General features: G+C 32.0%; 14 protein-coding genes. 1 reads left to right on the forward strand and 13 read right to left on the reverse strand.

Translation table 11 applies throughout. The annotated features are described in order from the left end of the window. Nucleotides 1-99: 99 nt before the first annotated feature. From KA893_RS00995 to ccpN, 6 genes are all read right to left on the reverse strand, one after another. A complete protein-coding gene (locus KA893_RS00995; protein WP_041080605.1) occupies nt 100-1,203 on the reverse strand; it encodes a Nif3-like dinuclear metal center hexameric protein in 1,104 nt (367 codons plus the stop codon). Next, nucleotides 1,204-1,881 carry a tRNA (adenine(22)-N(1))-methyltransferase gene (locus KA893_RS01000; RefSeq protein ID WP_194375709.1) on the reverse strand — a complete coding sequence of 226 codons (678 nt, stop codon included), beginning with the start codon at nt 1,879-1,881 and terminating at the stop codon, nt 1,204-1,206. A gap of 199 nt (nt 1,882-2,080) precedes the next feature. Beyond that, nucleotides 2,081-3,187: an RNA polymerase sigma factor RpoD gene (gene rpoD / locus KA893_RS01005; RefSeq protein WP_002483171.1), complete on the reverse strand. Its 1,107-nt coding sequence runs from the start codon at nt 3,185-3,187 to the stop codon at nt 2,081-2,083. Nucleotides 3,188-3,327: 140 nt separating this feature from the next. Next, the gene (gene dnaG / locus KA893_RS01010; protein ID WP_115338500.1) at nt 3,328-5,112 is read right to left on the reverse strand and encodes a DNA primase; all 1,785 of its coding nucleotides are present in this window, start codon (nt 5,110-5,112) and stop codon (nt 3,328-3,330) included. Between the two features lie 46 nt (nt 5,113-5,158). Continuing rightward, nucleotides 5,159-5,980, reverse strand: a complete 822-nt coding sequence (locus tag KA893_RS01015) for a pyruvate, water dikinase regulatory protein (RefSeq protein ID WP_041080603.1) — start codon at nt 5,978-5,980, stop codon at nt 5,159-5,161. A gap of 14 nt (nt 5,981-5,994) precedes the next feature. Further along, nucleotides 5,995-6,639, reverse strand: a complete 645-nt coding sequence (gene ccpN, locus KA893_RS01020; RefSeq protein ID WP_075345136.1) for a transcriptional regulator CcpN — start codon at nt 6,637-6,639, stop codon at nt 5,995-5,997. Between the two features lie 325 nt (nt 6,640-6,964). Between ccpN and KA893_RS01025 the strand changes: the two genes are divergently transcribed. Continuing rightward, nucleotides 6,965-8,356, forward strand: coding sequence for a glycine--tRNA ligase (locus KA893_RS01025; RefSeq protein ID WP_002483167.1), 1,392 nt, complete (start codon nt 6,965-6,967; stop codon nt 8,354-8,356). 171 nt (nt 8,357-8,527) lie between these two features. Here the strand turns inward: KA893_RS01025 and recO are convergent, their stop codons facing one another. The 7 genes from recO to KA893_RS01060 all read right to left on the reverse strand — a co-directional run bounded on the left by recO (nt 8,528) and on the right by KA893_RS01060 (nt 13,538). Beyond that, nucleotides 8,528-9,283 carry a DNA repair protein RecO gene (gene recO / locus KA893_RS01030; RefSeq protein WP_002483166.1) on the reverse strand — a complete coding sequence of 252 codons (756 nt, stop codon included), beginning with the start codon at nt 9,281-9,283 and terminating at the stop codon, nt 8,528-8,530. 27 nt (nt 9,284-9,310) lie between these two features. Then, nucleotides 9,311-10,210, reverse strand: coding sequence for a GTPase Era (era, locus tag KA893_RS01035; protein WP_041080602.1), 900 nt, complete (start codon nt 10,208-10,210; stop codon nt 9,311-9,313). Next, on the reverse strand, nt 10,210-10,614 hold the full coding sequence (gene cdd, locus KA893_RS01040; RefSeq protein ID WP_002483164.1) for a cytidine deaminase: 405 nt from the start codon (nt 10,612-10,614) through the stop codon (nt 10,210-10,212). The genes era and cdd overlap by 1 nt, the downstream gene beginning before the upstream one ends. Before the next feature lie 109 nt (nt 10,615-10,723). Beyond that, entirely contained in the window at nt 10,724-11,062 is a 339-nt protein-coding gene (locus KA893_RS01045; RefSeq protein WP_011303000.1) for a diacylglycerol kinase family protein, read from the reverse strand. Nucleotides 11,063-11,070: 8 nt separating this feature from the next. Beyond that, entirely contained in the window at nt 11,071-11,532 is a 462-nt protein-coding gene (gene ybeY / locus KA893_RS01050; RefSeq protein ID WP_011302999.1) for an rRNA maturation RNase YbeY, read from the reverse strand. After that, a complete protein-coding gene (locus tag KA893_RS01055; protein WP_069822018.1) occupies nt 11,533-12,480 on the reverse strand; it encodes a PhoH family protein in 948 nt (315 codons plus the stop codon). Nucleotides 12,481-12,860: 380 nt separating this feature from the next. After that, a complete protein-coding gene (locus KA893_RS01060; RefSeq protein WP_037538372.1) occupies nt 12,861-13,538 on the reverse strand; it encodes a hypothetical protein in 678 nt (225 codons plus the stop codon). Between the last annotated feature and the right edge of the window lie 14 nt (nt 13,539-13,552).

Raw genomic sequence — 13,552 nt, forward strand, 5'->3', positions numbered from 1 at the left:
AGTATCCCTAATAATTCATATAGTATTTTACTATTTGTTGTTTCTATTGATTCAGGCATATTTTGGTTTAAGATAACCTATAAATTTTTAAAATTTTAATTATAGATAGTTGAAGGGATCTGTATTAAGTTTTGACGCTATAATTTTAAAATCTTCTGTTTCATTATTTAACCAATCTACTAATAACTCACATAAACCTTCTTTCATTACATATTCGCTGTAATGATTAATATCTAATAGATTCATACCTGCGATTTTTGCATCTAAAGCATCATGGTGTTTTATGTCTCCTGTTACAAATATATCTGCACCTTTATTTATAGCGTCAAATTCAAATCCAATACCTGAACCACCAATAATTGCTACTGTTTTAATGTCTGCATCTAAATTACCTGTAAATCTAACACTAGGCATTTTCAAATTCGTTTTCACATGGTTTACAAATGCCATTGTATTCATCGTTTCTTCCAATTCACCAAGCATTCCCAAGCCATAATCAGCTTCTTTTTGTAATTCTATAAAATCAAATACAGGTGTTTCATATGGATGGTGTTGCATTATAAGTTGTTGAGCTAGTTGTTTCTGATTATAATCAATCATAAATTCTAATTTATATTCTTCAACAGATGAAATTTGGTCTAATTCACCAATGTGCGGATTGGCACCCTCAATCGGTTTGAATTGTCCATTTCCTGGGGTTTCAAAGAAACAATATTGATAATCCCCTTCTTCTGCTAATCCTGCTTCACTTAATTTATTTTTAAAGTCTATTAAATTTTCTTTAGGAATAAAGACTTGAACTTTATAATAGGAGCGTAACTCAGGATTTAAAATACGTTGATGATTTAACTTAAGTTTATTGGCAAGCATTGCATTAACGCCTTTAGGGTAAACATCTAAATTTGTATGTAGTGCAATGACATTTATATCATGTTTAATTAATTTTCTTAAAATTGCACCATAACCATCATCTTGTGTTATTTGTTTGATTCCTTTGAAAATAAGTGGATGGTGGCAAATAATGGTATTACAGTGATTTTTTAATGCGTCATCTACTACTTCTTCCGTACAATCAAGTGCAGTCATAATGCCTGAAATCGTTGCGTTTTTATTGCCAATTAACAATCCTACATTATCCCAAGATTCAGCAGAAGCAAATGGAACATGCTTATTAATGATATTCAGTAAATTTTCTATGTTCATTTAAATCACCTCATTAATTAAATTAATATCCTTATCAATTTCTCTTAAACGTTCTGTATGTACATTTGGATTCAAATTACTTTTTATTTTTAACAATGCGTCATGTTCGCGTTCCCATTTTTTATAAAATAATGGGGTTTTATTTTGGAGTAATTTTGGGCCAAATTTTATTTCTTGTTCAGTCATAGGTTCACAATGATTATTATAATCAGCAACAAGTATTTCATAGATGTGACCTTTTTCTTCCAAAATTTCTTCTGCGATTATAGTGTAGTTTAACTTTAATAGTTGCTCTCGTATTGCGCTAGATTGAATATTACTTTGTAATATCAGTCTAGGTTTGTTTTCTAATTTTTCAGTGCCTTCATTTAATATTTTAGCGATTAATGGACCACCCATGCCACAAATTGATACAGAAGTGACATGGTCTTCGGGTCTTATAACAGTTAAGCCATCTCCGAGCCTAACATCAATTTCATGACTCAGTTTATAATCTCGTACATTGCGAATAGACGCATCAAATGGTCCTTTAATCACTTCCCCAGCAATTGCAAAATCAATTAAATGATTTTCAATGGCATAAATTGGTAGGTATGCGTGATCTGATCCAATGTCAGCTAAACAATTACCTTGAATAAAAGTACTTACTTTTTTTAATCTCTGATTTAATGGAATCATATTGTTACTCCTCTGATATATGTAAAAAAGGAGCGGGATTGAAATCTAAAAATGTAATTAGATTTCGTATGCCCGCCCCCTACAAAGATAAATTGATTTCAAAATACTTAGCGTGAGTGAATTTAGAAATCAGTCAGTCATTGCTTTAACAATTTATACACAATAACGTGTGGTTTCCAATTTATGTTTATATTACTTGTTAGTCCATAAAGTCTTTTAGACGTTTACTTCTGCTTGGGTGTCTTAGTTTTCTAAGCGCTTTTGCTTCTATTTGACGAATACGTTCTCTAGTAACGCCAAATACTTTACCTACTTCTTCTAATGTGCGCGTACGTCCATCATCCAAACCAAAACGTAAGCGTAGTACATTTTCTTCACGGTCCGTCAATGTGTCTAAGACATCTTCTAATTGTTCTTTTAACAATTCATAGGCCGCATGATCAGAAGGACTTTGAGCCTCTTGGTCCTCAATAAAATCACCTAAATGACTATCATCTTCTTCACCAATTGGTGTTTCAAGTGATACAGGTTCTTGAGCAATTTTTAAGATTTCTCTTACTTTTTCTGGTGGTAAATCCATTTCTTCCCCTATTTCTTCAGGTGCAGGATCTCTACCTAAATCTTGTAATAATTGTCTTTGAACACGAATTAATTTGTTAATTGTTTCTACCATGTGTACTGGTATACGAATTGTACGTGCTTGGTCAGCAATCGCACGAGTGATTGCTTGACGAATCCACCAAGTTGCATAAGTTGAAAATTTAAATCCTTTATTAAAATCGAACTTTTCTACTGCTTTGATTAAACCCATATTACCTTCTTGAATAAGGTCAAGGAAAAGCATGCCACGACCTACATATCTTTTAGCAATACTTACTACAAGTCGTAAATTGGCTTCAGCTAATCGAGATTTCGCAACTTCATCGCCCTGCTCAATTTTTTTCGCCAATTCAATTTCTTCTTGAGCGTTTAATAAATTTACTCGTCCGATTTCTTTTAAATACATACGCACTGGATCATTTATTTTTACGCCTGGAGGTGCACTTAAATCATTTGGATTTAATTTAAAATCTTTATCTGAACTATCTTTTTCATTAACTAAACTTATGTCATTATCAGTTAATTGATCAAATAATTCGTCCATTTGATCAGAATCCATTTCGAAATTTTGCAGTTTTTCTGCAATTTCTTCATGACTAAGGTGCCCTTCTTTTTTACCTTTTTCAATTAATTGTTTTTTTACATCTTCTAAAGTTAGAGATGGATCAATCGTTTGTTTTTTAACTTTAACGTTATTTCCAGACATGAAATGGCCTCCCGAATATAATATCAAATTGATATCAAAATATTTTATAGATAAAATTAGTGAAATCTACTCAAAATATTTACTTAGTATACATTTTAGCAACCCCATATAAATAAATATACAGACAAATACATAAAAAATTAATTCATTCTATTTTTATTGTGATTTACAATTTTTTCTAAATAATATTTTTGCAGTTCTAAATCACCTAACCTGGAAGCTTCCCGCAACTTTTGATTAAGCGATTCAATCGTTTCTTCATTTCTATTAGATGTCAGTGTATTTATATAATCGTCAATCTCATATTCATAAGGTTCTTCATTTATCATATAATTATCTAATGATATAAATGCTTCTTTGATTTCATTGATATCGATATACTGTAACACATCACTAATATTAAACGTATCATTTTCAGAGTAAAACTCATGTAAAACATTAAATATACGCTTAAAATATTGATTTGTAAAGTCTTCTGTTTGAAGTAATTTATGATAATTCAAGAAAGTGTCTTTATCGTTCATAAAATGTTTTAATAAAGCACGTTCTGCTTTTTCATGTTTGCTCAAATTATTAAATTCAGGAACAGTGGGTATTTGATAATTGTGTGGCTGATAATAATCTTGTTGCTGTCCTACTTCATTATTTAGACTATCCAAGCTAACTTTAAACAATTCAGATACTTCTTGCAATATTTTTTTGCGTAAAATCGTTGATTGCATAAATGAAATATCATTAGTTATCTCTTTTAAATATCTTTCATATGCTAGATCATTGTTTTCTATTTCGTCTTGATGCGTGTGAATTTTGTAAATGATGAATGACTTCTTCTCATGTTCAACAAAATAATTAAAAGCGTCTGCGCCATGTTTACCAATATATTCATCAGGGTCCATATTTTTAGGAAGTTGTACTACAAAGACGTTAAAGCCTTGTTGTAGTAGAGCCTGTCCTGATTTCAAAGTAGCTTCAGTACCCGCAAAATCACCGTCGAACATCAAAGTGACATTTGTTGTTAATTTCTTTATAAAGGCAATATGTTCATTTGAAATCTGTGTACCCATACTAGCAACAACTTGTTTCAATCCTGCTTGATCTGATTTGATTACATCCATAAAGCCTTCTAATAAAATAATTTCATCATTTTTACGTATTGATTTTCTTGCTTTATCTACATTGTAAAGTAATCTTCGCTTTTGAAATATGGGTGTTTCTGGACTATTTAAATATTTTGGTTCTTGATTTGTATATGTTCTACCAGAATAACCAACAGTTCTTCCTTGTGCATTATTTAATGGAAACATGACACGATCACGAAATCGATCATAATAACTAAAATTCTCTTCATTTCGTGACAACAAACCAGATTCATAAGCTAGTTCAATGTCATATTCTTTTTTCTTTAAAAAATCATGACAGAAATGCGCATTATTAGGTGCATAACCAATTTTTCTTGCATCTATTAATTCATCTGTAAAACCACGTTCTTTTAAATAATTTAATGCCGCTTCACCTTCAACAGTTTTCTTCAGTGCGTAATGGTAATAATCTTGCATTAATTCATGCATTTCAATCATTTTTAAATCATCTGAAGCGACTTGATGCCCATTGTCTTGATTAGCATAACTTTGATCGGTTTCAACTTTAATATTTACACGTTCACCTAATTCTTTTACTGCTTCTGTAAATGGGATATCTTTAATTTCTTGTGTGAATTGAAAAACATTACCACCTTTTTTACAACCGAAGCAGTGACAAATTTGTTTATCTTCAGAAACAGTAAATGAGGGTGTTTTTTCATCATGAAAAGGACACAAACCTATATAATTGCGTCCTCTCTTCTCTAACTTCACATACTCACTAACTAAATCAAGTATATCCGTTTTATCTTTTATTTCATTTATCGTGGATTGATCGATTCTCAATATTATCACCTATTAAACATTAGTCATACTATTATAATTGTTTTCGTTAATTTTTGAAATTATTTTGCTCAATAAGACTGATAATATCATTTGCTGTTTCTTCAATAGCCTTATCTGAAACATCAATTACAGGACAACCAATTTTATCAACTAATTCATGGAAATAATTCAGCTCTTCTTCTATGCGTTGTTCAGTAGCATATCTTGCACTTTCACCTAAGCCAAGTTGTCTGAGTCTTTCTTTACGAATTCTATTTAATTTTTCTTCACTAATTTTTAAAGCGATACATTTAGAAGAATCTATATCAAATAAATCATCTGGAGGTGTTACTTCAGGTACGATTGGAATATTCATAACTTTGTAACTTTTATGTGCTAGATATTGTGATAACGGCGTCTTAGACGTTCTTGAAATCCCTAACAATACAATGTCAGCCTTGAATAAACCTTTTGGATCTTTACCATCGTCATATTTAACTGCAAATTCAATTGCATCAATTTTTTTGAAATAAGCTTCATCTAGTTGATGGACTAAACCTGGTTCAAAATACGGCTTTTCATCTATTTGATCTAATAAAATATTCATTAGTGGCCCCATAATATCCACTGCTTTAATTTTAAATTCTGCTAATTTCGCTTCCATGTATTTTCTAATTTCTGGTTTAACTAGTGTATATACCACTATCGCTTCGGTATCTTTCGCTACTGAAATCACTTCATCCACATTTTCTAGTGCTTCTATATAGGGATACCTACTTATTTCACTTTCACATTGTTTAGGATTAAATTGTGAAATACAAGCTCTTGCTACAAGTTCGGCTGTTTCACCTACCGAGTCGGACGCCACGATTATTTTAATATTTTTCATTTACTTAAAACCACCTATTCATTTAGTAAGGATACAAAGATTTTAGTGATCGTAGTTTTAGAAATACGACCTTTAACTTCATATTTATCATTATCTTTCTTTACTACAATTGGTAATGAATCAATTTCTTTTTCGATCATAAGATTTGCTGCATGTATGACTTTCTCACCTTCAAGTACAAAACTCAAATTCGGCATTCGTGTCATAATAATATTAACTGGCATTGTATGTATATCATCACCAATCATAGAAGCTCTCAGTAAATCTTTACGAGAACAAACACCCATAAAGTCACCATCACTATTAATAACAAACAATGTGCTGACATCTTCTAAAAATATGGTGCAAATTGCATCATAAACTGACGTCTCACTTTTAACGACGACAGGGTGAGACGCATAATCTTTCACAACATATTGCTTCAATTCATCCGCAATTAATTTATTCTGAGGTTTGCCAGAATAATAATAACCTACACGTGGTCGAGCTTCTAATATGCCAGACATTGTTAATATGGCTAAATCCGGTCGCAATGTAGCTCTAGTCAAGCTCAGACGATCAGCAATATGTTCTCCTGTAATAGGCCCATTACTCTTTACTATTTCAATTATTTGTTGTTGCCTTTTACTTAGTTCTATAACACTCACCCCTTTATTCATTCTTCTTAATTATACATTGAATTTTTAATTGCTACAAATACATATATTTACTTGCTTATAAACTATCAATACATTAAAATTAGACTTAAAGCGAGTTAAGGATGGTGAAAGCTTAACAAGTAACAATGGCTACAATTAAATGATAGTTAAAAGCGAGTGTACACACTAATTTGGGTGGAACCGCGGGTTAACATGAATCTAGTAAATAAACACATATATTACATATGTGATTAAAAAGATTAACTCGTCCCAAGATATAGATTAAACTTTTTGGCTTATTCTGTGTCTTGGGGCGTTTTCATGTAAAAAAGGAGAGTTATATTTAATGACAAAAGATATGGAAACAATCGTCTCATTAGCAAAACATAGAGGTTTTGTATTCCCTGGTAGTGACATTTATGGTGGTCTATCAAATACATGGGACTACGGCCCACTTGGTGTCGAATTAAAAAATAATGTTAAAAAAGCATGGTGGCAAAAATTCATTACACAATCACCATATAATGTTGGTATTGATGCTGCAATTTTAATGAACCCTAAAACTTGGGAAGCATCAGGTCATTTAGGTAATTTTAATGATCCGATGATCGATAACAAAGATAGTAAAATTCGTTATCGTGCAGATAAAATCATTGAAGACTACATGTTAAATGAAAAAGGTGACGAAAACTTTGTCGCTGACGGTTTAAGCTTTGATGAAATGAAACGCATTATTGATGAAGAAGGTATCGTTTGTCCTGTAAGTGGCACAGCGAATTGGACTGATATTCGTCAATTCAACCTTATGTTTAAGACTTTCCAAGGGGTTACTGAAGATTCTACTAACGAAATTTTCCTACGCCCTGAAACTGCACAAGGTATTTTTGTTAACTATAAAAATGTACAACGTACTATGCGTAAAAAATTACCTTTTGGTATAGGACAAATCGGTAAATCATTCCGTAATGAAATTACGCCTGGTAACTTTATCTTTAGAACACGTGAATTCGAACAAATGGAATTGGAATTCTTCTGTAAACCTGGTGAAGAAATTGAATGGCAAAATTATTGGAAAACATTCGCGAGTCAATGGCTTAAAGATTTAAATTTAAGCGAAGAAGCAACGCGTTTACGTGATCACGATGCAGATGAATTGTCTCACTATTCAAATGCGACTACTGATATCGAATATCGTTTCCCATTTGGTTGGGGTGAACTTTGGGGTATCGCGAGTCGTACAGATTTTGACTTGAAAAAACATAGTGAACATTCTGGTGAAGATTTCCAATATCACGATCAAGAAACAGGAGAAAAATATATCCCTTACTGTATAGAGCCTTCATTAGGTGCTGACCGTGTTACTTTAGCATTTTTATGTGATGCTTATGATGAAGAAGGAGTTGAAGGAAGCAAAGATTCAAGAACAGTACTTCACTTCCACCCTGCACTTGCACCATATAAAGCAGCTGTATTACCATTAAGTAAAAAATTATCAGGCGATGCAATTAAAGTGTTCGAAGAATTAAGCGCTGATTTTGCAATTGATTTTGATGAATCACAATCAATTGGTAAACGTTACCGTCGTCAAGATGAAATTGGAACACCATACTGTATCACTTTTGATTTTGATTCTTTAGAAGATGAAAAAGTTACAGTTCGTGACCGTGATACAATGGAGCAAGTTCGTATGCCAATCACTGAATTAAAATCATTCTTAGCTGAAAAAGTTAAATTTTAATTTTAAGAATGATATATTCAAAATCAAATAAAACTTAAATAGCAATTTAAATATTTATGGGACAAGAAACTAAGATTATTTCATTGTAATGGATTAATTTTTCTTGTCCCATTTTTTTATAAAAAAAACAAACCTATGGTCTGGGCCAATAGGTTTGAATATAAATAATTATTATAAGTTATCTAATCGATATAATTGATTAATTAGTTTTTGACTTTTGAAATACATACCCGCATACTCTTTATACAATAAGATAACAAGTTCTGACATTTCATCGACAATTGTTTCGTGTATGCTCAATGAACTCATTTGATTAATTGGTAACTTCTGAAGGATATCTAATAAATACAACGTTTTGTTTGATAACTGAAATGCGTGTGTATCTTTATATGCAACATTTTCAGAAATTGCACCATCATATTTAAAACTATAACCGACTAATTTTGATTGATCTTCACTTTGAGTTATCACACATCTGTCAAATACTGCATTAAATCCAAATTTTGTCATACATTTTAACAATACAACAACTGACATGAGTTGTGCTGAAATCCCCTGCCTAATCTTATCTAATACAAAATGCAATAATTCGTAACTATTTTTAGAGATTTCATCTGTTTCCATGGAACGGTCGATCGTTTCAGTACACAAACTTGCATAGCTACTTTCATATATATCTAGTCGCAGATGGTAATTTTGGTCAATGACATCAACTGAACTTAAGGTGCCCATACCTTTCCACTTTGAATAAATAAACAAGCCATACACAAATAATTGCGTATTAGCCTGCAAGCCGCTCTTACTTTTCTTGGCTCTTCTTACCATAAGTGGGACTTTAGCACCATATTCATTTAAGATAGTTATAATTTTATCGGATTCGCCATAATCAATGGTTTTTATAATAATCCCTTTTTGTTTGATTAACACACGAATTCACCGACTTTCAACTTTAACTTAATCTCTATCTTCTAAATAACCCATTTGGCGAATGAAATTAACTTTATTTCGCCAGTCTTTTTGTACTTTAACCCATAGTTCCAAGTAAACTTTCGAGCCTAATAAACGCTCTATATCTTGACGCGCACGTTTACCAACCTCTTTTAATTTTTTACCGCCTTTACCAATGACAATCCCTTTTTGAGAATCTCTTTCTACGTAAATAGTAGCTTCAATTCTCACTCTATCTTCATCTTCTTTAATCATACGGTCTACATTAACACCAATCGCATGAGGAATTTCTTCACTTGTTAAATGTAAAATTTTCTCTCTTATCAGTTCTCCAACAACAAATTGTTCTGGATGATCTGATATTTGATCATCAGGATAATATTTAGGGCCTTCTGGTAAATATGATTTTATAACATTAATAAAATGATCTACATTTAAGCCTTCAAGTGCAGAAATAGGTACGATTTCTGTAAAATCCATATATTTTTTATATTTTTCAATTCTAGGCATTAATTCATCGGGATGAACCAAGTCAATCTTATTTAACACTAAAAATACTGGCGTTTTGATTGTTTTTAGCATATCCATAATATATTCGTCGCCTCTACCAATATCCTCATTGACGTTTACCATAAACATAATGGCATCTATTTCAGATAGAGTATTCGTCGCAACGCGCATCATATAATCTCCTAATTTGTGCTTAGGTTTATGAATACCTGGTGTATCTAGGAAAATAATTTGCGCATCTTCTTGTGTCATGACACCTTGAATTTTGTTTCTAGTTGTTTGTGCTTTATCGGACATTATCGCAATCTTATGTCCTATTACACGATTTACAAAGGTTGATTTACCAACATTGGGTCTACCAATGATAGATATAAAGCCTGATTTGTGTTCTGTCATTAATTTAAATCCTTTCCTGAAAATCCTAAAGGCAATAACTCGCCTACTGATAATTCTGTCATATCACCTTTATGATTGGTCATATAAACTGGCATTTCGTCATCACAAAGCTCTTTCATTACTTGTCGACATGCGCCACATGGTGAGGACGGTTCATCTGCATCTACAGTTACAGTAATTGATTCAAAATCTCCTGGGCGGTATCCATCAGCAATTGCCGCAACTAAACTTGATCTTTCAGCACAAATCGCCATTGGATAAGCTGCATTTTCAACATTACCACCGTAATAAGCTTTGCCATCTTTCGTTCTTAAATACGCACCAACTTTAAAATTACTGTAGGGTGCGTACGCATTTGCCTGTGCTTTTCTTACTTCTGAAAAATAATGTGGTTGGTATGCCATTGCTTCATCTCTCCTGTTCAATATTCAACACCATGGAAATGGGTGTATAACTATATTTTATTAAAAGCTTTATTCATTAAGTATAAACAACTTTTGTGAATTTGCACTATTATTTAAAAATATACGGTAAAAAAACAATCAGCCCAATTAAGACAGCTATAATAGACGCAATAATCACGCTAAAAGCAGCAACATCTTTCGCTTTCTTAGCTAAAATATGATAATCCGTTGTTACCAAATCGACTACATATTCAATAGCTGTATTTATCGTTTCAAATGCTAGCACAAGTCCAATCGCTAACAATATAAAAAGCCATTCCACTTTTGTAATATGAAATATAAATCCACAAACAATGACTATCAAACCAAAAATAAGATGAAGTAAGAAATTCTTATCTTTTTTTAATAAAACTATCATGCCTTGAAATGCATATTTAAATCTATCCATACGCGCCTCTAATCTCTAGTTAAGCCGTATGCATTAAGAATTTGATCTTGGCGTCCGAACATTTGTTTCTCATCTTGCTCATTCATATGATCATAACCTAATAAATGTAAAAAGCCGTGTAATGCAAGGAAGCCCAATTCTCTTTCAAATGAATGTCCGTACGAGTCTGCTTGTTCTTGAGCAACATCAGTACAAATAATAATATCGCCTAAAACTCTCGGCATTTCTATACCAGTTATTTCAGGTTCATCTTCCTCTAATGCAAAAGATATAACATCTGTGACTTTGTCTTTATCTCGATACATTTTATTAATTTCTTGAATCTCATCTTTATCTACAAAAGTAACTGACAATTCAGCCTCTTCTTCGATATTTTCTTGTTCCTTTGCAAACGTTAGCAGCTTGTCAATTTGTGTAAACCAATCCTCTTTCACTAAATTAGTATGGTCACTAAAATCTATCGTAAACATTTATTCATCTCCCTCATAACGATCAATAATTTTACTTACTAATGGATGACGTACCACATCTGTTTGGTCTAAATGATGAATACTTAAACCTTTAACTTTTTCTAATTTTTTAATCGCTTCTTTCAAACCACTCTTTACACCTTTTGGTAAATCTACTTGTGTTTTGTCACCAGTGACTACCATTTTTGATCCAAATCCTAATCTAGTTAAGAACATTTTCATTTGTGCATGTGTAGTATTTTGAGCTTCATCTAAAATGACAAACGCATCATCTAATGTTCTACCTCTCATATAAGCTAATGGGGCAACTTCAATGATACCTCTTTCTATAAATCTAGCAGTTTGTTCTCTACCTAAAACAGTATTTAACCCGTCATAAAGCGGTCTTAGATAAGGATCTACTTTTTCTTTTAAATCTCCTGGTAGAAATCCTAAAGATTCGCCAGCTTCAACTGCAGGTCTTGTCAAAACAATGCGTTTTACTGACCCTTTACGTAACTGTTTAGCAGCATAGACTACAGCTAAAAATGTTTTACCTGTACCAGCTGGTCCCACACCAAAAACTAAATCATTATGGTGCATCGCATTTACGTATAAACGTTGTCCCATTGTTTTAGCACGAATCGTCTTGCCAAATGCATCTTTAGTAATTTCATCTTCATATAAATCTAATAAGTATTGAATCGTACCATTTTGTGCCATTTTCACTGCTGCTTCAACATCTTTAATCGATATTGTTACACCTTGTTGTATGACTTTTAATAAATTAATTAGTACGGATTCCGCTTTTTCAACATGCTCAACTTGCTCTCCTTTTACAGCAATTTCTTGACCACGAGCATGTATAATGACATCAAATCCTTCCTCAATTGATTTAAGGTGTTCATCATTATTACCAATGAGTGCTTGCGCTTCATTGATGTCATTTATTTGAATAATTCCAGGCATATAGGTGCTCCTTTACAAATATATTCGTTTCTTTTATTTTATTCTATTAGATTTTAAGTTACAAAATGATTGTTAACAAATAAATAATCAGCTTGTATAAAAATATACAATTACTGTTTAAAACTATTGATTATACATCTCTATTATATCACGAATACTCAATATATTATTTTAAAGTGAATTGAATAGGACAGAATTTCATTAATTTTAACAGAAGATTTACATTCTATCTAATTTTATAATAAAACGAAAGCTTTATAATGTATAAATATGATTGTGATAATCAGATAAATAAAAGTTCTTACTACGATTATAATATTAAAAACGCCTTATAACATCAAATTACATTGATTTATAAGGCGTTAACTTAAAACATTATATTATAATTGTTTCGGTCTTTCTAATACTTCTGACCAAATAATACCATTAACAACTTCGTCCTCAGCAAACCTGAATTGTTCATTTGTGGCTGTTCCTTGTATCGCATGAGCATTCATAAGTTGTTTTAAACGAAAACGCTTTGTTCTTTCTGATAAATATTTATCAGCTATAATTGCACGTGCTTTTCGTTCAGTTCGTTGCAACTTCTTCTCAGTTTCGCGATCAATTTCACTACGTACATCTTGCATTTGTCCTATTAAATCGGATTCTAATTCTTGTTGTAATTTATCATCTTGCTGTTGTTGTGAACGTTTTGCTTTTTCAGCTTCAGTTTCATTATCCGTTCTCATCGTTCTTGATGAGCGCTCAGGACTCGGTGTTTCCATTTTTTCTGCACGTGTTTCAACCGGTTCTGCTTGTGTCTTAGTAGGTTGAGGAGCGCGTGGTTTTTCACGTTCTTGCGACATAGGGTCTTCATTTAATTGTTTCTCTATTTCTTTAAATGTTTTTCCTATTTCATCAAAAAAGCCACGTTTCTGTGGTTCTCCTCCATGGTCATTTGACCGTTTGTTGACTGGTGGTTTTTGGTTTTGTCTTTCTTTATGGCTATTATCACTAATAGCACCAATTATTGTCACAATCACAGATATTACAAAGATAATAATACCTATACTCATTTAATCACCCCTAA

Origin of the sequence: Staphylococcus sp. GDY8P126P, from assembly GCF_017891965.1 — a bacterium.
GTDB lineage: Bacteria > Bacillota > Bacilli > Staphylococcales > Staphylococcaceae > Staphylococcus > Staphylococcus saprophyticus.

Bases quoted from the DNA above. Each gene is read 5' to 3' on its own strand.
- cdd (WP_002483164.1), bottom strand. From the start codon at position 10,614: ATGGCATACCAACCACATTATTTTTCAGAAGTAAGAAAAGCACAGGCA.
- KA893_RS01000 (WP_194375709.1), bottom strand. From the start codon at position 1,881: ATGATTCCATTAAATCAGAGATTAAAAAAAGTAAGTACTTTTATTCAA.
- KA893_RS01025 (WP_002483167.1), top strand. From the start codon at position 6,965: ATGACAAAAGATATGGAAACAATCGTCTCATTAGCAAAACATAGAGGT.
- KA893_RS01015 (WP_041080603.1), bottom strand. From the start codon at position 5,980: ATGAAAAATATTAAAATAATCGTGGCGTCCGACTCGGTAGGTGAAACA.
- KA893_RS01055 (WP_069822018.1), bottom strand. From the start codon at position 12,480: ATGCCTGGAATTATTCAAATAAATGACATCAATGAAGCGCAAGCACTC.
- ybeY (WP_011302999.1), bottom strand. From the start codon at position 11,532: ATGTTTACGATAGATTTTAGTGACCATACTAATTTAGTGAAAGAGGAT.
- rpoD (WP_002483171.1), bottom strand. From the start codon at position 3,187: ATGTCTGGAAATAACGTTAAAGTTAAAAAACAAACGATTGATCCATCT.
- KA893_RS01060 (WP_037538372.1), bottom strand. From the start codon at position 13,538: ATGAGTATAGGTATTATTATCTTTGTAATATCTGTGATTGTGACAATA.
- ccpN (WP_075345136.1), bottom strand. From the start codon at position 6,639: ATGAATAAAGGGGTGAGTGTTATAGAACTAAGTAAAAGGCAACAACAA.
- era (WP_041080602.1), bottom strand. From the start codon at position 10,210: ATGACAGAACACAAATCAGGCTTTATATCTATCATTGGTAGACCCAAT.
- KA893_RS00995 (WP_041080605.1), bottom strand. From the start codon at position 1,203: ATGAACATAGAAAATTTACTGAATATCATTAATAAGCATGTTCCATTT.
- KA893_RS01045 (WP_011303000.1), bottom strand. From the start codon at position 11,062: ATGGATAGATTTAAATATGCATTTCAAGGCATGATAGTTTTATTAAAA.